Here is a 19,689-nt window from a genome sequence, read left to right as displayed (position 1 = left end):
CACGTTCATAACAACACGCTCATAAAAGGAATTAGCTGAACTATGCGTCGTTCAACATTTTCAACCAATGTTTATTGTGAGCCCATTGCTATTCAAGCTGGATATCAGTTCGAAGTCCATCAAGTGAGTTATCAGGCTGAAGATGCCTACTCTTGTTTTACGCATTTTCATCAAGTTCACGAATTCATCATCTTTGAAGATGTAGAAGGGACTTATTTTCACTCTCAAGGCCAAGCTGCTATTCAACCGCATGATGTTATATTTACACCCGCTTTAGAAACCCATGATTATGAGTTAACAGATCACGCAAAATCTTGGCATATTATTCAATTTTTACCACAATTTTTAATCGACAACGAACTTCATCATGAAGAAGCCATGTTACGGCATGGATTACATTTACGGTTAAAAGCCAAAGAATGGCAAGACGTTAAGCTTCAAGTTAGCTGGTTATTAGAAAGTTATGCTGCAGACCCACACAGTATTAAAAGTGCAACGCTACTGAAGTTAATTGTTATTTGGTTAGTTGCACACGGGGAGCCCGTATCACATGATGCTAAAAAATCGCTGATTATTAGTCAGAACTATCAAAGGTTAATGCCGATTTTAAATTTGTTCAGACAACAAGAATTAGTTGACTTAACTTTGGTGGAAGCCGCAGCATTATGCCATATCTCTACTTCGTATTTTTCACGGATGTTTAAACGAACTTTTAAATGTAATTACTCTCAATACCTTGTACAACACAAACTTTACAGTGGGGCTCGCATACTAGGGCAAACCAATAGGAGTGTTACTGAGATTAGTTACGATTTAAATTTTTCAAATCCTTCTCATTTTATCGCATTATTCAAAAAGCATTTTGGCATAACCCCTAAACAATATAGAAGCCAAATGCAGCGCACTAAATTAACCGGTATTTGAAGTCTAAACATCGATGTTTGAAAGAACGGACTTTGGTTAAATTACCGCTCTAAATTACTTGCCGTTAATTATCTGTCGTTTTCCTGTAATAATTTCTCTGTTGTTAATTAAAAAGGCTCACCTTCCTCAATTAACCATATATGGTCATGCATTATTCACAAAATTCATGTCACATGATTCCACTTACTTTTTATCATAATCCAGTTTAACGCTCTATTAAATGATGGTTATCAGTTCAAATCGACTGCGTTTGAATTCCATCCTTGCGGCTTGTTATCACGTCCAGTTGGCAAGCAATGGTAACCGCTGTCAATTCTGATGTAACTAATTCATCGAAAGGATGAATTAGTTACCGCAACTCTCATAACATTCACTTTACATAACCATCGCTCCAGTGTAGATTGTTAACAATAAACTGTTTTTAGTATTTGTAACGGGTGATTTAATGAAAAAACAGACCAATAAGATTGAGTCGATAAAGGTTGAGTATTACCAAGTACCGCTTGCAGAGGTTTTATCTGATGCAAAACATGGCGATCACACTCATTTTGAATTGATCTTAACCCGCATTAAAACGGCTGATGGTGTTGAAGGCGTTGGCTACACTTATACCGGTGGTAAAGGGGGGAGAGCTATTTATTCATTACTTAATGATGAAATGAAACCATTGTTATTAGGTAAAGACGCAGCAGATATCATGGCGATATGGGATGAAATGCAGTGGCATTTTCATTATGTCGGTCGTGGTGGTTTATTGAGTTTCGCTATTTCAGCTGTTGATATCGCATTATGGGACATCAAATGTAAAAACTTAGACTTGCCACTTTGGAAAGTCGCTGGTGGTCATAGTAATACTGTCAATTGTTATGCTGGTGGCATCGACTTAAATTTTGACCAGCCCAAACTGCTTAATAATATTCAAAGTTATTTAGATCGCGGCTTTGAAGCAGTAAAAATCAAGGTAGGTAAAGCCGATTACAAAGAAGACGTAAGGCGCGTTGAAGCTGTTCGAGAGCTAATAGGTCAAGATCGTATCTTCATGGTTGATGCCAATTACTCAATGACGAAAGAGCAAGCAATCAGATTCTCTAATGCTATTACTCATTGCGACATTAAATGGTTTGAAGAGCCGACCATTCCAGATGATTATCAAGGTTATGCTGACATTGCTGATGCGACTAGTATCCCCCTCGCAATGGGAGAAAACTTACATACTATTCATGAGTTTACCTATGCAATCCAACAATCAAAATTAGGTTTTTTACAACCAGATGCTTCTAACATTGGCGGCATTACCGGATTTTTGATGGTGGCACAGTTAGCTTATGCCAATAATCTTCCTGTTTGTAGTCATGGCATGCATGAGTTACACGTGAGTTTGTTAGCGTCACAACCCCATTCTGGATATTTAGAAGTCCATTCATTCCCCATCGATGAATACACCACAACACCGCTAAAAATTGTTAACGGCAAAGCTGTTGCGCCGAATATTGCTGGTACCGGTGTTGTCTTTGACGATGCGTTATTAACACCCCATTTAAAAATGAGTTCATAAGGTAAATTATATGCAAGCTGCTCAATATATAGGTAACAAGTCATTCAAAATTATTGAGGCTTCACCAGTTGCTCCTGCAGACGATGAAGTTCGATTGAACGTAGGTTATGTTGGTATTTGTGGTACTGATATGCACATTTATCACGGCGTAATGGATCAACGTGTTAATCCGCCGCATACCATTGGTCATGAAATATCTGGCACCATCGCCGAGTTAGGCAAAAATGTCAGTGGATACAGCGTCGGTGAACGTGTTGTTGTGCGTCCGTTAGATTGGTGTGGTGATTGTCCTGCCTGTGATGCTGGCCATACGCATGTATGTCAAAATCTTAAGTTTATGGGGATTGATACTCCGGGCGCTTTTCAAAATTCATGGACTGTTAAATCGCGCACTTTGCACAAACTGCCCGCTAACGTAAGTTTGAAGCAAGGCGCGTTAATTGAACCATTGTCAGTGGCTTGTCATGATATTTCACGTTCACGTCTTAAAGCAGGTGAAAAAGCGGTTGTTATTGGTGGCGGTCCTATTGGTCAACTTGTTGCGTTAGTGGCTAAATCAGTCGGGGCTGAAGTGATCATTTCAGAGCCTAATGAAAGTCGCCGCAGCTTTTCAAATAAATTTGATATCCCAACGGTTAACCCAATCGAGCAAGACTTAGCAGAATACGTACAAGATTGGACAAATGGAAAGGGCGCAGATGTGGTCTTTGAAGTTTCTGGTGTACAACCTGCTGTCGATTCAATGGTTCAAGTAGCGGCAGTTAGAGGCCGTATTTGCATGGTGGCCATTCATGCTCAAAAACCACAAGTTGATTTATTCCAATTCTTCTGGAAAGAACTTGAGCTGCTAGGTGCACGAGTATACGAACATGCTGATTTTGATATGGCGATTGAACTTGTTGCTGCTGGTAAGATAGATTTAGAACCTTTCATCACATCTATCAGTGACTTAGAGAATATTAGTAATGCTTTTGCTAGTATGGATAATAATCCAATAGGTATGAAAGCACTGGTTTCATGCGAAGAAAAACTAAACGGTTAATAAGGTAACAAAATGCTTAATAAATTTGATTTAACAGGTAAAGTTGCCTTAGTCACGGGTTGCAGTCGCGGTATTGGTAAAGCAATGGCAGAAGCGCTCGCTGAAGCTGGCGCTGATATCATTGGTGTATCAGCAAGTCTTGCTGCATCAGGTTCTGATGTGGAAAAAAATGTTCAAGCGGCTGGTAAAAAATTCTATCCATATCAATGTGATTTTTCAGATAGACAAAGTCTTTATCACTTTATCGAAACAGTGAAAGCGCAGCATGCAAATATTGATATTCTAGTGAATAATGCGGGTTCTATATTACGCGAGCCAGCAACTGAGCATCGTGATGAATACTGGGATAAAATCATTGAGATAAACCTAAATTCTCAATTTATTTTAAGCCGTGAAATTGGCAAAGAAATGGTTGCACGTGGTGAAGGTAAAATTATTTTCACTGCTTCATTGTTAACATTTCAAGGTGGTATTACTGTTCCTGGTTATGCAGCAAGTAAAGGTGCTATTGGTCAGCTAACAAAAGCACTTGCAAACGAATGGGCTGGTAAAGGCGTTAATGTTAATGCTATTGCACCAGGTTACATTGCCACTGATAATACTGAAGCACTGCGTGATGATCCTGTGCGTTCTAAATCTATTTTAGATCGTATCCCACAAGGGCGATGGGGAACTCCTGATGATTTTAAAGGACCGACAGTATTTTTAGCTTCCGCAGCTTCTGATTATATGAATGGCGGTATTTTGTTGGTTGATGGCGGTTGGATGGGAAGATAAAGTCATGGAAATTAGAAATAACGTAAATTTTATTAATGGTGAGTACGTACCGTCAAAATCTGATGGCACTATTTCAGTATTTTCACCTAGTACTGGAGAGTTAGTCGGTGTTATTCCGCAAGGATGTGTTGATGATGCGCAAGATGCATTAGAAATTGCTCAGCAGGCTCAAAAGCTTTGGGCGAAAAAGACCCCGAGAGCACGTGCCGTTATCTTACGTAAATTTGCTGATGGTATACGAGCTAGCGCCGAATCATTAGCAGAGCTCTTAGTAAAAGAGCAAGGTAAATTGATTGATGTCGCCCGCATGGAGGTGAATGCCACTGCGACATTTGTTGAATATGCTTGTGATAATGCGTTGACCTTACAAGGTGATATTTTACCTTCTGATAATGAAAACGAAAAGATTTACATCCATAAAGTACCTAAAGGTGTTGTGGTTGCGATTACCGCGTGGAATTTTCCGTTAGCATTAGCTGGCAGAAAAATTGGCCCAGCATTGATAACGGGTAACAGTATTGTTGTTAAACCGACTCAAGAAACGCCCCTTGCAACGATGGAGTTAGGTCGTATTGCTAATGAAGCAGGTATACCACCAGGTGTACTGAACATCATTAATGGTAGTGGCTCTATTGTCGGCCAACATTTATGTGAAAGCCCTATTACTGAGTTGATAACCATGACGGGTAGTACCCGTGCTGGACAAATTATCTATCAGGCCAGTAGCAAGCATCTCACGCCAGTGATGCTAGAACTTGGGGGCAAAGCGCCGTTTATTGTGATGGAAGATGCTGATTTAGATAAAGCCGTCGACGATGCCGTAGTTGCACGTTTTGCTAATTGTGGTCAGGTTTGTACCTGCGCAGAACGTCTATATGTTCACGCCGATGTTTATGATGCCTTTATTGCTAAATTTATCCCTAAAGTGCAAGCACTTAAAGTAGGTAACCCAATGGACCCAAGTTCTGATATGGGGCCAAAAGTTAATCAAAGTGAGATTAACAATATTCACAGTTTGGTTGAAGAAAGCATTAAGCAAGGCGCGAAACTCGCTACCGGTGGGAAAATTGCTGAGGTTGCAGGTTTTGAAGGCGGAAACTGGTATGAGCCTACAGTGCTGGTAGATGTAGAGCAGAATAATATTTTGGTTCATGAAGAAACTTTCGGCCCAGTATTACCTATCATTAAAATTCACAGCATTGATGATGCTATTACTTATACCAACGATAGTGAGTATGGTTTGTCGGCGTATTTATACACCAAAAACTTGGCTTACATTCACCGCTCTATTGCAGAAATGGAAGTTGGCGAAGTATATGTTAATCGTGGGTTAGGGGAGCAACATCAAGGTTTCCATAATGGTTGGAAAATGAGTGGTGTTGGTGGTGAAGACGGTAAGTATGGTTTAGAGCAGTATGTTGAAAAGAAAACCGTATACTTTAATGAAGCGTAAGAAAGAACGCTAAATCTTATCGTCTTTGATTAAGAAGTCTCTGATGGTTTAAGTAACAGATGGCTAAAGTGACTAGTTAATATAACTCTGTTTGATATAGCTCTGTTGAACATTAAGAAGCAAAAAGCCAATTGAATTCGTTCGATTGGCTTTTTTGTTAATTATTCAAGCCGACTTTTGTCGTTCAGCCAAGACAATTTGCTGCCAGATATTTTCAGATTCTGATGTTAACTCAGCATAACCTTTAATATCCCCTTTTCTTTGGGCATGCATTGCCTGTTCAAGTTTACTATCGTACTGCTTACGTAATTGTTTAACGGGGTTTCGTTTAAACATACCAAACATAACAGAGTCCTTAGATTTCGTTTAACGACAATACAGAATGAGTCTCAGGCTGTGCATGTCACATATAAGGGTTATACGGTTAAACGCTGAAATAGTTTACAAAAGCTAAATAAATTTTGATTACAATCGTATGTATAGGCTCTGTGGTTGAATTATCGTCATTATCAATCTAGGTTACTGAATACTTAAGGGTTGGCTAATTAAGGCTGTTCAGTTCCATGCAAACATCACAACCACCATTCATTGAACCACTACATTTGTTTAGAGGTCTTGCCATCATAGCGATTGTTGGCGCGCATGCGTGGTCATTTATGATCTTTTGGACAGGGCAGTTAGATAGTGCTGCCTTAGAAACTTTATTTGCAGTAACAGAATCTCTGTTTCATGGCTCAACACTGTTTTTTGCATTGATATCAGGGTTGTTATTTAGTTTAGTGTTATCAGGTAGATCCTATTTAAGCTTCTACAAAAATAAGTTATTAAATGTAGTATTGCCATACTCGGTTATCTCACTATTTTATTACTCTCTATATGGCGGTTGGGAAGGTAATTCAGGTGGTTTTACGGCTTTTGCAATGGCACTACTCTATGGTTAAGCTAACATTCACTTATGGTACATACCGGTGCTATTAAGCTTATATTTATTAACACCGTTTTTATGGCACCTGATTAACAACAATAAACGCGTTATTATTAGTGTGTTAATCATGTTATCGCCGCTAGTCATCTCCAGGAGTCCTTTTCCAGATTTTTTAAAACCACAAACCTTTGTTTATTTTATTGGTGCGTACACGGTAGGTTTATTCGTGGGGCGTTATTATCAGCAAGTATTGGCATGGTTTAAGCGCTACCAAATTGCTGTATTCAGTGGCGTTGTGATTAGCAGTATATTGGTTTGTTTGAGTTATTTTACCGATTATCCTGAGTTTGGCTGGTTCTCGATGAGGCAGTCATTAATCTATGTTCAAAAATTATTATTCGCAGGTTTAGTTATGCAGTGGTTAGATAGCGTTTGCGATGTTAAATACGAGTCTAGGTTTAGATATATTAATGAACGTAAGTCAAATAAGCTACGTAATTACGTATTCAGGTTTTTATCGCGCTTAGGAGACATGGCTTTTTCAGTGTACTTCATACATGTCTATTGCATGGGATGGATAATTTACGCAGCACAAACATGGGTAATAGCGACAAGATCAGCAGTTGAAATCGGTTTGTTAGGCTTGGCTAGTTTAATTGGGTCAATTCTGATGAGCATGTTACTTACCTGGATCATACAAAAGATCACAGGTAAGTATTCTCGGAAATTGATCGGCGCTTAAGGTTTTTGTCCAAAGCTCACTTTTGAATTAGCCTGTAGGTGGTGCTGAATTTGCTCAGTACCATCACGCCATCGGACTACCACTTTATCTACTTGTGTATTTTTACCTAAACCAAAGTGAACAATATTATTAAGGCTTTGCGAGTGGCTGGCGCTGGTAGAACCAATCCATTGATATTGTTGTTTTTGTGCGGTTGTTATGGTGACTTCAGCAGCCATAGGGTCGAGGCCTTTTGCCGAGTAACCAACATGAACGGTGAGATGATTAGCGTTTTGCTGCAGCTTTGCCATAGTCGGTAGGGTATTTTGAAATAAATACCAGTTGCCATTATCATCGTCTCCACTGAGTATGTCGACAAAGCCATCTTGATTACTATCAAAAGCGCTGCCCATATCCCCGTGTGCCTGAGTCTCTATATTATCAACACTCAATACTGTGGCATTATGAGTTTCGTTAGCGTTAAATTCATTTTCACCCGTATTAAGGAGCATCACATCATTGATACGTTGATTTAACCCGCCAAATCGATAAACAAAAAAGTCATTATGGCTGTCGTTATTAAAATCGGCACTAATAACGCCCCAATTATTACTTTGACTCTGTGAGGGAAGTTGATCGCTGATGTCGACCAGTTGATTATTATCATTTCTTAATAAAATGTCAGCGACATTTAGGTTTTGCGGTTCCCAGTCAGGGGTGACCGCATTAACACCTATGACAGAAGCTCTAATATCCCACGCAAAATTGTCTTCTAGTAACCACTCTAAGCGCCATTCCCCCTGCGTATTTTTATCATCTGTTTCAGTGATATAACCTAAATACCACCCACTTTTTTCTATCACATCTGGAAACCCAATGGCTTGGCTGGGGCTAACAATTAATTCATTCGTCGGTGTATCTTTGGCGATCTTATTTTTCCCCAAAAATAACGGCAATGTTCTTTTTTTAGCACCTCGTGGAAAGTGATAAAAATCAGTTAGGGTTATATCTCCAATAGCATTAAAGCTAATACCATCGTGGCTCTTATTGCCTTCATCACGTAGATCTAACCGCTGCTTTGTCGCATCAAAATCAACAGCGTTATTTGCTATTTGATAGTGTGCTTTTCCTCTCGCTAAGTAATAATCCATATCACCATCGTTATCGATATCAGTTTGAGCCATTGCCATGACATTTCTAATATTATTTATCGCTGAAGGGTTTGTTGATTCAGAACTTAAATAGGCTGTAGACACATCAGTAAATTGAAAATCGGTGTTACCTAACCAAACACTCAATGGAGAGTAAGGGGAAAACGCCAATAGATCGGCAATGTTATCGCCATTAATATCACTGACTAAAACACGTTCTGCATCTAAATGTTCAAAAGCGGGACTTGTTCGATAGGTAAAGGTGCCATCGCCTAAATTTTCAAAAATGATATTTCTTGGAATAGTCTCTCCCCTCATTTGTTCGGCGTTAATTTGCAAAAAGTCTAAATCACCGTCTAAATCTATATCTATCCATCTTACTGTACGGCCTCGAGCGCCCATATCAGCAAGTCCTGCTTTTGAGGTGACGTCTACAAACTTGCCATTATCATTACGTAATAACCGTTGTGGTTGTGGTGATGTGCCGTTTCCCCCCCCAAGTGCGATTAACAAATCGCTATCTCCATCGAGATCGTAATCGCCAAATGCTAAACCATGGGCATCTGCTCGAGGGAAGGGCGCAGCTTGCAGTTGATATGTTTGCTTATCAGAATTTGCAGTAAAGAGTTGGATAGGTGTCGAGTCGTGATTAGTTAAAGCAAAATCATAAAGTCCATCATTATTAATATCAGCGACACTTGGACCACCATATTTCCATGCTGGTACCGAGGTTAACTTAGCTTGCTTCGTTACGTTTGAAAATTGGGGGACGATTAACTTATTAGGTGTATCGGCATTGGTAACTGAGTAGCAACCTGCGAGTAATAAAGCAATGGTACTTAACCCAACACATAAATGGGGCTTAATGGCCCGATTATTGGAGTGCGATGTAGTCTGTTTTGTAGCGAGCATTGTCCGTCCTTAGTATGAGTAAAATAGGTCAGCGTTAAACTTATTGTTAACAAAGTGCTAATTAATTAGTCTAAGCGTTATTATTATTAAGTATTAAATACCCCATTAATTCAGGGTTAAAGTAAGCTGTTTTAGTTATGGGAAACTAGCTTGTTTACATATCGAACAACCCAAAGGTTAAAGTTTTATAAGTCAATTATTACATCGGCTTACCAATTAAGTCGCGTTTAAAAAACTGAACGCGACAGACCTTAAAAAGACTCGTTAACAGTGAGTATTACATTTATTATTACAGTCAATTGAATATTGTCAACAATTAACTAACTCCAAAAAACAGTTGACACTTTGAGCGTAAAGTAGCTAGATTGTTAACAGGGTCAGACCTCGCTACGCCGTTAGCAATCACGTTACTCATAACGTTTCATTGTTCTTGTGAGCACGACACCTTTTAAACCCCTAATAAGAAGGTTTTAAAATGAAACAGTGTAAGTTCAAACTCAACTCATTAACTGCTGCGATGATTATCGCGGCAAGTGCTGGAGTGCATGCTGAAGACCTAGCAGCTGAATCACAAGCACAAGAAACTGAGGTTATTCAGGTACGAGGCATTCGTAGTTCATTAACCAAATCAGCTTCTACAAAACGTTATTCTGATGGTGTGGTCGATGCAATCAGTGCTGAAGATATAGGTAAATTACCTGACACTAATTTAGCAGAGTCGCTGCAACGTATTGCTGGTGTTTCTATTGACCGTGCAAATAACGAAGGTAACAAGGTATCTGTTCGTGGTTTTGGGCCTGAATTTAACCTAGTAACCTTAAATGGTCGTCAAATGCCAAATTCATCTGCGCTGCAATCAGCAGGGGTTTCACGTAGTTTTAATTTTCGTGAGATTGCTGCTGAAAGTGTTTCTGGTGTAAACGTTTACAAAACCGGTAAAGCACACATCACCTCAGGTGGTATTGGCGCGACTATTGATATCGCTACAGCACGTCCATTTGACTATGATGGTTTTAAGGCGTTTGTTAGCGCTAAAGGTATTTACGATACTAGCGTTGAAGAAGGAGATTCAGTCACGCCAGAAGTTTCAGGCATGATCAGCCAAACCTTTGCTGATGACAGAGTCGGCTTTTTATTATCAGCATCACATGCAGAACGTAACAGTCATACCGATTTAGTAGGGACAGATGGTTGGGTTAGAAACCGTAGCCGTGACAATGTAGATTTATCGGCCATTGATACTGATAGAAACCCAGAGCAAGCAATTTGGACGCCGTGGACGGCTAAAACAGAGCAACTGGATACCGAAAGAACGCGTCAAAATGCTCAAGCTGTTTTACAAATCCAGCCAATTGATTCAGTTGTTGCCACACTTGATTACACTATCTCTCGCTTTGAACAAACCAGTGTGACCAACCGTTCAGCGTTTTGGTTCGATAATCCAAGTGGATCTGCCGATGCTAATGGCACCTTGTGGAATCCTCGGGATCAAGACGATGAGTTAAACTTTTGGGCGTGGGAATATTACGAAGAAAAAGAAAATGATTCACTGGGCCTGAACATTGAATGGCAAGCAACGGATACCTTAAGTTTTGAGCTTGATATTCATGATTCAACTTCAGAGTCTAATCCTGATGGTCAAACCGCAGAGACATTAGCTAATTTAAAAAATCCATCTGGCTCAGTTGGCTTAATTGGCGCTAATTTTATTGGCGATATTCCCGAAATTATTGTTGATGACTCAAACTTACCAGGTGGGGCTTATAACAAAGACAATATCGTTTCTGATTTATATCAAAAACGTGGCTACTCAATGGAAAACAATGTTAAGCAATATCGTTTTTCAGGAACTTGGGAAAACGCATCATCTGACAGTGCATTAACTAAAATCAATTTCGGTATTATGAATACTGACTACTCCATTGATACACGTTTAAGTGAAGTATTCTCATTTGTTGATGTGCCACTTGATGATCTCGATCTTAGCTTTAAGCCTCTTGGCGATACTGCAGATCAATTCTCGGGTGCGGATAAATTATTCCCGTTGATTTCACAATATGATGTTAATCAATTCATCGATATTGTCAAAAATGAAGGCAAGTTCGCCGAGCCGAATATTAAAACCAATGGCGTCAATGAAGAAACGTTAGCGGCTTATTTGTCATTTGATTTTGATACCGAGTTTAATGACATGCCAGTCAAAATGAATGTAGGTGTGCGTTACGAAGATACCGATGTGTCTGCTTATTCGGTTCAAAATGGTATTGTTGCGATGAATTATCGACATGATCAAGAATTGCGTCCTGTTTATGATGATGTCCCAACAGCAGATGAATTAAGCGGTAGCTATACTCGAATTTTACCTAATTTTGATTTCAATATGACGGTCACTGATGAGCTAGTAACGCGTTTTTCTTATAGCCGCACATTATCACGCGCTGGTGTTAGCGCCATGTTCCCGGCAACCAATGTTAATGCACGTCCGGGTGGACCATTTAACGCATCTCAGGGTAACCCAAACCTTTTACCTATCACATCGGATAACTTTGATTTGTCATTAGAGTGGTACTTCGATGATGGTAGCTTTGCTTCTGCTGGTTACTTTAAAAAGTATGTTGAAAACTTCATCGGTGCCGGTACTGAAAACCGCTCGATTAATGATGTTAAAGGTCAGCCATTAACAGACCCAAGTGTCAACCCTCGTGCAGGGTGCCCTGATGCTGCTGATATACCAAATCCTGCATGTTTAGGCGTTGCGACAGATCCTGTGATTACCTGGGAAGTTGCTACGCCTGACAATCTACAAAACCGTGAGGTTGATGGCTGGGAGTTAAATGCACAATACATGTTTTGGGATAGTGGCTTCGGTGCCGTGGCTAACTACACAATCGTAAACAGTGATGAGTCCTTTGACCCTTATAACTTCGATCAAACTATTGCACTGACCGGTTTAAGCGATTCAGGAAACTTGGTGGCATTTTATGAAAATGATAGCTTTCAAGCCCGTATCGCTTATAACTGGCGTGATGAGTTCTTGCTAGCGCTTGGTAATGAACCTACGTTTACTGAAGCTTATGGTCAACTTGATATGAGTGTGTCCTACGATATCAACGACACGTTCACTGTATCTGTAGATGGCCTTAATTTAACCGATGAAACGGTACGTCGATTCGGCCGCTTTGAAGAGCAATTGTTGTCTGCAGAGCAATACGGGCCTCGCTTTACATTTGGTATAAGTGCCAAGTTTTAATCTTGGTGAGTACCTAGCTAATTGAGCCTCTGGCTGCTGCTTTTTGCAGCAGCCTTTTTAGCTTGTAGTAGATTTTAAATGACAAAACGAGAATTGGAGTAAATCATGTCTAAATCCTTAGCGAACAATCCAATCGACGAACAGCATCAGCAGCAGAATAAAACTATCGAGAATATCGTTATTGTAGGTGGGGGAACTGCTGGCTGGATAACAGCTGGCACGTTAGCGGCAAAGCTAAACAAGCAGCATGAAAAAAACTTTAGTATCACATTGGTTGAGTCAGCTAATGTGGCGCCCATTGGCGTGGGTGAGGGTACTTGGCCTACCATGCGCCGAACGCTAAAAAATATGGGAATTAGAGAAACCGATTTTATCCGCCAATGTCATGTGTCCTTTAAGCAAGGAGCTAAATTTTGCCAATGGGTCACCGGAAAGCAAGATGATTACTACTATCATCCTTTAATGCTTCCCGAAGGTGGTGAGCATGATAATCTGGCCGCACATTGGTTCAATATTCAATTTCCATATCATCAGGCTAATGAGGAATGGGTACCTAATCAAGCTTTGTCATTTTCAATGTGTTTAAGCCCTCAAGAAGCAATATGCCAAGCCGGATTAGCCCCTAAATTAATCACTACAGCAGAGTACGATGCTGTTGCTAATTATGCTTATCACTTAGATGCAGGTCGTTTTTCTAAGTTTTTAAAACAACACTGTATTAGCCAACTGAATGTTAACCATATTGTCGATGATGTTATTGCAATTAATAATGATGATAGTGGGGATATTCAATGTGTGACGACGGCGAAATCTGGTGATGTATATGGTGAGTTGTTTATAGATTGCAGTGGCTTTAAATCACTGCTGCTTGGGGAGCATTACCAAGTACCATTTAAAAGCTGTAAAGACATATTATTCGTTGATAATGCTATTGCCGTTCAAGTGCCCTATGAAAACGAGCAAAGCCCCATTGCCTCACAAACCATTTCAACAGCGCAAACCGCAGGCTGGATTTGGGACATAGGTTTATCAAGTCGCCGAGGGGTAGGCCATGTTTATTCCAGTAAGTATATTTCAGAGCAAACGGCAATTGCTGAGCTTAAACAATATCTTGCGCCTTCAGTAAGCAATATTGATGAATTAACATTTCGTAAAATACCGATTAATCCAGGCTATCGAGAGCAATTTTGGCATCGCAATTGTGTCGCGGTGGGGTTATCTGCAGGGTTTTTAGAACCATTAGAAGCATCAGCACTGTTGTTAGTAGAGATCTCTGCCAACATGATAGCCCAGCAGTTACCTGCTAATCGTGCATGTATGGATATTGTAGCGAAGCGATTTAATCAAACCTTTACATACCGCTGGGAGAGGAACATAGATTTTCTAAAGCTGCATTATATGTTGACTCAGCGTGATGATAGCCAATTCTGGATAGATAATCGCCACCCAGACACTATTCCACAAAGCCTTAAAACATTGCTGAGCTTATGGAAGTACCATATTCCAAGTGATAATGACTTTATCCATGCTACAGAAGTCTTTCCTGCTGCCAGTTATCAATATGTTCTTTATGGGATGGGGTTTAAAACTGAAGCGTCGCATCGGGGTTTAGCTGATACAGCACAAAAAGATGCTGCATTATTGTTTCAAAAAGTCGCATCTGACACCTCACAATTAAGCGCTCATTTAATGTCAAATCGAGAACTATTAAAGTTAATCAATCAATACGGTTTACAACGAGTATAAAAGGAGCAACCGTGAACAATATCATTGTTGATAGTAACATCCATAAAAATACTAAAGTGTGCAGTGGCCATGGTAATCAATTTGGCGAAAATATTCACTTTGTGCCTGTCATAGCAGATGAGTTACGTAGCCTGATTTTGGAATACCCTTGCTGTTTACTAAAGGATAATCAAACGGGTCAATTTGGCTTGCATGCATTATTGGGCTTTGAACCCGGAGAGAACCTATTTTTAACTGCAGATGGTTGGAGCAGCCACTATATTCCCCTTCATATTCGTCGACAGCCTTTTATGGTCGGACGAATTGGCGAAAGCTCATCGCCTGCTAATGCTGATAATACGGTATTAACTATTGATATGAATAGTAAGAGGGTTATTGAAGGCGATACAGCAGATAATGCCCACGCATTATTTGATGAAAACCAAAAACCAACAGCCTATTTAACGGCAATGAGTAAGATGGTCTTTGAGCTTTCTCACGGCATATTGCGCACTGAGACATTTATTCAAACCCTTGCAGATAACGATTTAATTGAAGCAATTCAATTGGAGGTTACTATCAATAAAAAATTAACTGCAGCTAATCCATCGGCTTCACAACAAGTAGTGGACTCAACTTTAGCTACCCAAAAGGTTAACTTTGACGGTTTGTATGTAATCAATGAAAAAAAACTTGCTTGCCTTAGTGATGCCTTATTAGAGCAATTTCATCAAAATGGTTATCTGCAGGCTTGTCATTTAATGATGGCATCGATGGGTCAAATTCAACATTTAATCACATTACGGAATAGCGCAAATCATGCTTAATGCTTAAGGTAAATTAACGTTTTAAGCGTTTAAGTCGGAATACCTCGATTTTATCGGGGTATTTTTATGCTTGATGATCCAGAACAAGTCCTTAGAGTTGATGGTTTAATGGAGTAAACACCCAAACTTCGTTTTTTATAGTAAACATTGGGTGCTCATTTTTTAGGATAGGTTACTTGAGAAACTATTGTGTTAATGAAAAGCGTTGGTTATCGCCATCATAGCAATTCCATTGGGTAAGGCTTGCACCATCAGATGTTACTTTACCCGCTATATCCAAACATTTATTACTGACCTTATTGCGAATCTCATATTGGTCATTGCCTTTGTCGATTAGATCCCACATTTGATTTTGGTTTGAACTGTTACAAACCCATTGCTGAATTTTGGCGCCATTAGCGGTTGAACCCGCTGATAAATCTAAACAAAGGTTACTCACTTTAGCCTTAATAGAATAGAAACCATTGGATAATTCAGTAAAACTAAATTGTTGGTCACTATTGTTGTTACTACAAGCTGTTTGTTGGTAAGTACTGCCGTTTGATTTTTTACTATCAACAACATCTACACATTTATTACTATGTTTTGCGACGACTTGATATTGAGTATTAGGATTGATGTCACCGCCAGTATTACCACCTGATGAACCATCACTCACAGGTTGATAGACGCGGATCCAATCTACATACATTTTGTTTTTACTGGCGTCAGCTAAATCTGCATTGGTGGCAATATTACCCGCTTCACTGCGCCATGAATGATCTTCAGTATCCAAAATAATGAACATTTCTTCATCCATATTGTACAGTTCTTTATTCATGATCGTGCCAGTGTAGTCCTTATCTTTCATTACGACTTCATCCCATGAACCTTGTTGGGTTTCTTGGCCATCAATATAAAAGGTAACATCTGTCGGGCTTTTCCAGTATGCACCAAATCGATGGAAACCTTCACGCCAGGTATTACCCCAAACGGGTGTATTGTGAGTTTGGTCATTAAAATCACTTTTAATGCTATTATCACCGTTTCGTAAAAAGACATGGAAGTTTGTCGACATATTTTGTGCAAACCAGGTTTCACGTGCTCCGCCATATACTTCTAGAATATCAATTTCACGCTCATCATTTTCGCTCAGTAGCCAAAAGTTTGATGATAACTCCAGGTTACTCACCTTAATATTGGCTTCTAAGAAAATAGGGTACTTAACTTTAGTTTTTGAGGTAATAACACCTGCATTCACCAAGTCCGGTGCTTTGCGCGATGCGCTAATAATCAAATTACCATCAGACACCCAAGACTCTGCGCTGTTCCAACGTGTTAGTCCTGGTCCTTCCCATGCATTGAAATACGTGTCATTCCATTTACTGTTAAATGTCGATGTCTTACCGCTATAGTTAAAGGAATCAGAGTATTGCTCATTCAATTGCCAAACGAGACCATTGCCAGCTACAGTGGGTAGTGGAATATCATCCCAATCAGCTGCATAAATTGAACTGGATAAAACACTTGTGCTTATTAACGCTGTTGCGCATACGAGATTTAAATGATGTTTCATATATTTCCCTTTCTTAGTGAATCATTAATATGGGTAAAGTTTGGAGCTTAAGATTATTCCTGCCACAACAGGAATAGATCTCACCACTGCGGTAACGACGTAATATCACCATCGTAAGATAAGTTTGGGTGCAGTTTTCACTGCACCTCAATATCGTTTCGTCTGTTATGTGTTTTATTCGCGAATGAGTTGTTTTGATTGCTCAAAATATTGCATTGATACAGAGGTAACAAAGCCACCATCATCACCAAAAGTAATCTCCACTTGATTGTTTTGGTTTACATAGCTGTTGTTAATAGGAATTTCGATTAATCCGAAAAATTGTAGTCGACCATCCCCATTAGCATATTGATCGTAGCCACGGTAATCAGTATTGATAACAACGGGATTACCATTAACGCTAACAGTCGGTTGTAGTGATTTACCGTGTTCGCGTCCTAAGCCAATTCTTAAAGTCGCTTCACCATTTTCGGCAATAACAACATTATTAAGGTTAAATGTCAGCGGGCTATCGGCAACAATACTTTGCTTATAAATGTCTGCGTAATATTTGGTTTCATTTTGGCTATGCCCTTGAGTGATGAGCTTATTAAATGAGAGTTTAATAATTGCTGTGGCTTCTGCGCCGATAGTGAGTGATGCAATATCGGCGAGTAACTGCGGTTCAGTTTCAGTTAACACAGGGGTTTGATTGTCATGAGATAGCTGTTTAATACTAATTGCGCTGATGGATGTTTCATCAAAACCCAGTAGTGATAAATCAACAAGCTGTGATGTTTGTTCCAAACTATTGATAACAAGGTAAGCATCGCTATTTCCCGCATCATTGGTATTAATGTATGCATCTAACTGAAAATCAGCATCAGTAGCAAAGCTATCAACTCGGGTTCCGTTAACTTCTGACCATAATTGGTAAAACTTCACCATTTCGGTATAAACGTATTCATCACCAGTTTGACCTGACGCCTCTTTATTTTGACGCATTAACCGAGTGTAATAGGGGACCGTTTCACTTAAGCGCCCCCATTCAGCTTTAACTGGGATAAACGGAATCGCCATTTCAATTTGGTTTGGACGCTCTAAAAACGACATCAACTGGCCATTAATCGCTTTTAAATGATTCCAGTCACGCTGCGGTAGCCAAGGTTGGTTAAACAGAGAATGCATTTGAGCGCCATACTCAGAAATGATAAAGGGTTTCACTTCTCCTAAAGACATCGCCATATATTGCTCGAGCATATCGAAAGTTGCTTCTATATTACTGCCCGTTCTTAACTCTTCTCTGTTTTGAAAAGCAGGGAAGTCATAAAGGTGTAGTGAAATAAAATCCATGTCTGCGCCAGCAACATCAATAAAGGCTTTATCCCTTAATTCCCAACGCTCAAAATTTTGTTTATCAAAATCAGGAAACGCAACCGTATAGCCGCCAATCAGCACATTATCGTTAGCGAAGACTTCATTGACTTTTACTGCTTTAATGGCTTTTGCAACGTTACTATGAAATTCAAATACTTTAGTTACTGTGGTTGGCTCTTCTGCATAATCAACTAAGTCGTATAGTGGCTCGTTCATCACTTCAATGTATTTAGGCTTAGGTTGTCCGTAGATATCAATGCCATCATTTTTGTTAAAGTATTTGGCAACAAATTGCCCCATATAATCACCGGTAGCGGTGCCAAAGGGCTCAGAGGCGCTGTCCTTTTGTGAAAATGACCAACCTTGCCCCGTATCTTTGCCATCAGGCCAATAAGGGTGTTCTTGCGCTGCAACGACCATATTTGGATTACGGTGTTCATGTTTGCGTTGGGTTTCTGATCTTGCATCGGTTGCAGTGCTATAGTTCCATCTTCTATTTCCGCCATTGTTGGTGGCCATTTGCGGGTCAACAAAGCCGCTGTTGATTGCTGATTCTGCCAATAGACTGAGTTGATAACGCATACCGCCAGTATCACGGCCAAAATACACATCGTAGTCTTCAACAAATTCAGTAATAAGATCGGCAGATTCATTGACACCTACGTTATACCAATCGTTTTCAGTATGTGAGGCATGAATGGTGATAAACTTTTCTCGCGAAAATTGATTAACCCCGTTAACGGAATGCTCAGTATCGAGGTTGAAATAAAGTTTTACATTTTCAGGCTCTATTTCGGCTTGGGTGGTTACAGTAAACGTAGTGGTAAATGTACCCACGGTCAGTTCTGTTAGCACGTCTGTGCTTGATGTTTCTGCAGATAATAGCTCTATTGCCACAGTGTCATTGGCTTTTACTGTGCCTTGTGTGTCTGTGAATTGAGCGCCATTAATGGAATATTTACCTTTGCTAATACTAATGTCGACGTCAGTATCAATGCCTGTTATGGAAACAGTATTAGACTTGATGAGGGTGTTAACTGCTACATCTGTTTGGTTGATAAAGTTAAATTCAACTGGGCTTGTGTCTGGGGTTACGGGTGGTGTAGCTGCCGGTGGCGTGGCTGTTGGTGGGCTAGCTGGCTCATCTGAGGAGCCGGTACAGGCCATTAAACTTGAACTTAATACCAATATAGCGAAGGCTTTATATATAAATGAATAGTTGGAAAAATGTTTATTGTCTTGTTTCATAGTGGTCACTTCAATTGTTATTACAAAATAAGGGATCAACGACTACGCAGACGACCATCTAATTCTTAATTATGTAAATCATAGATTGTGAACTAGATACAAACATGAATATCCCAAAGGTTACACAGATACACTAACATTGTTTTTGGTGAATTGTTAACAATTATCCATAGCTTTTGAGAGGTAAACTTTTAAGATATCTTCGCTACATTTAAGATCTTGAAAAATATACTTAAAATTGTATTTTACTTATGGGTGTTGAATTTAA

12 protein-coding genes and 1 pseudogene are annotated in these 19,689 nt (G+C 39.7%); 9 read left to right on the top strand and 4 right to left on the bottom strand.

Features of this window, described 5'->3' with window-relative positions:
- Positions 1-42 precede the first annotated feature (42 nt).
- The 5 genes from BCU57_RS07805 to aldA all read left to right on the top strand — a co-directional run bounded on the left by BCU57_RS07805 (position 43) and on the right by aldA (position 5,751).
- Positions 43-924, top strand: coding sequence for a helix-turn-helix domain-containing protein (locus BCU57_RS07805; RefSeq protein ID WP_102435836.1), 882 nt, complete (start codon positions 43-45; stop codon positions 922-924).
- A gap of 445 nt (positions 925-1,369) precedes the next feature.
- The gene (locus BCU57_RS07800; RefSeq protein WP_102435834.1) at positions 1,370-2,479 is read left to right on the top strand and encodes a mandelate racemase/muconate lactonizing enzyme family protein; all 1,110 of its coding nucleotides are present in this window, start codon (positions 1,370-1,372) and stop codon (positions 2,477-2,479) included.
- A 10-nt stretch (positions 2,480-2,489) separates the two neighbouring features.
- Entirely contained in the window at positions 2,490-3,521 is a 1,032-nt protein-coding gene (locus tag BCU57_RS07795; protein WP_102435832.1) for a zinc-dependent alcohol dehydrogenase, read from the top strand.
- A 12-nt stretch (positions 3,522-3,533) separates the two neighbouring features.
- Positions 3,534-4,298 (top strand): SDR family NAD(P)-dependent oxidoreductase, encoded by a 765-nt coding sequence (locus tag BCU57_RS07790; RefSeq protein ID WP_102435830.1) that lies wholly within the window; start codon positions 3,534-3,536, stop codon positions 4,296-4,298.
- 4 nt (positions 4,299-4,302) lie between these two features.
- On the top strand, positions 4,303-5,751 hold the full coding sequence (aldA, locus tag BCU57_RS07785) for an aldehyde dehydrogenase (protein WP_102435838.1): 1,449 nt from the start codon (positions 4,303-4,305) through the stop codon (positions 5,749-5,751).
- 165 nt (positions 5,752-5,916) lie between these two features.
- Here aldA and BCU57_RS07780 read toward each other — a convergent pair whose 3' ends face one another.
- Positions 5,917-6,096: a DUF6435 family protein gene (locus BCU57_RS07780; protein ID WP_102435828.1), complete on the bottom strand. Its 180-nt coding sequence runs from the start codon at positions 6,094-6,096 to the stop codon at positions 5,917-5,919.
- Between the two features lie 218 nt (positions 6,097-6,314).
- Here BCU57_RS07780 and BCU57_RS07775 point away from each other — a divergent pair.
- Positions 6,315-7,418: pseudogene (locus BCU57_RS07775) on the top strand (acyltransferase family protein).
- Here the strand turns inward: BCU57_RS07775 and BCU57_RS07770 are convergent.
- Positions 7,415-9,460, bottom strand: a complete 2,046-nt coding sequence (locus tag BCU57_RS07770) for a CRTAC1 family protein (RefSeq protein WP_102435822.1) — start codon at positions 9,458-9,460, stop codon at positions 7,415-7,417. The pseudogene BCU57_RS07775 and the gene BCU57_RS07770 sit on opposite strands and share 4 nt — an antisense overlap.
- A 475-nt stretch (positions 9,461-9,935) precedes the next feature.
- Here BCU57_RS07770 and BCU57_RS07765 point away from each other — a divergent pair, with 475 nt between their 5' ends.
- From BCU57_RS07765 to BCU57_RS07755, 3 genes are all read left to right on the top strand, one after another.
- Positions 9,936-12,710, top strand: coding sequence for a TonB-dependent receptor (locus tag BCU57_RS07765; protein WP_102435820.1), 2,775 nt, complete (start codon positions 9,936-9,938; stop codon positions 12,708-12,710).
- A 105-nt stretch (positions 12,711-12,815) separates the two neighbouring features.
- Positions 12,816-14,456, top strand: a complete 1,641-nt coding sequence (locus tag BCU57_RS07760; protein WP_102435818.1) for a tryptophan halogenase family protein — start codon at positions 12,816-12,818, stop codon at positions 14,454-14,456.
- Between the two features lie 11 nt (positions 14,457-14,467).
- Positions 14,468-15,262, top strand: a complete 795-nt coding sequence (locus BCU57_RS07755; RefSeq protein ID WP_102435816.1) for a SapC family protein — start codon at positions 14,468-14,470, stop codon at positions 15,260-15,262.
- A 184-nt stretch (positions 15,263-15,446) separates the two neighbouring features.
- Here the strand turns inward: BCU57_RS07755 and BCU57_RS07750 are convergent, their stop codons facing one another.
- Entirely contained in the window at positions 15,447-16,817 is a 1,371-nt protein-coding gene (locus tag BCU57_RS07750; protein ID WP_102435814.1) for an RICIN domain-containing protein, read from the bottom strand.
- A gap of 174 nt (positions 16,818-16,991) precedes the next feature.
- Positions 16,992-19,421, bottom strand: coding sequence for an agarase (locus tag BCU57_RS07745; protein WP_102435812.1), 2,430 nt, complete (start codon positions 19,419-19,421; stop codon positions 16,992-16,994).
- Between the last annotated feature and the right edge of the window lie 268 nt (positions 19,422-19,689).

The organism is Shewanella sp. 10N.286.48.B5, assembly GCF_002874355.2.
In the GTDB taxonomy this organism is placed as follows: Bacteria; Pseudomonadota; Gammaproteobacteria; order Enterobacterales; family Shewanellaceae; genus Shewanella.
This window is presented reverse-complemented; position numbering and strand designations above follow the sequence as displayed.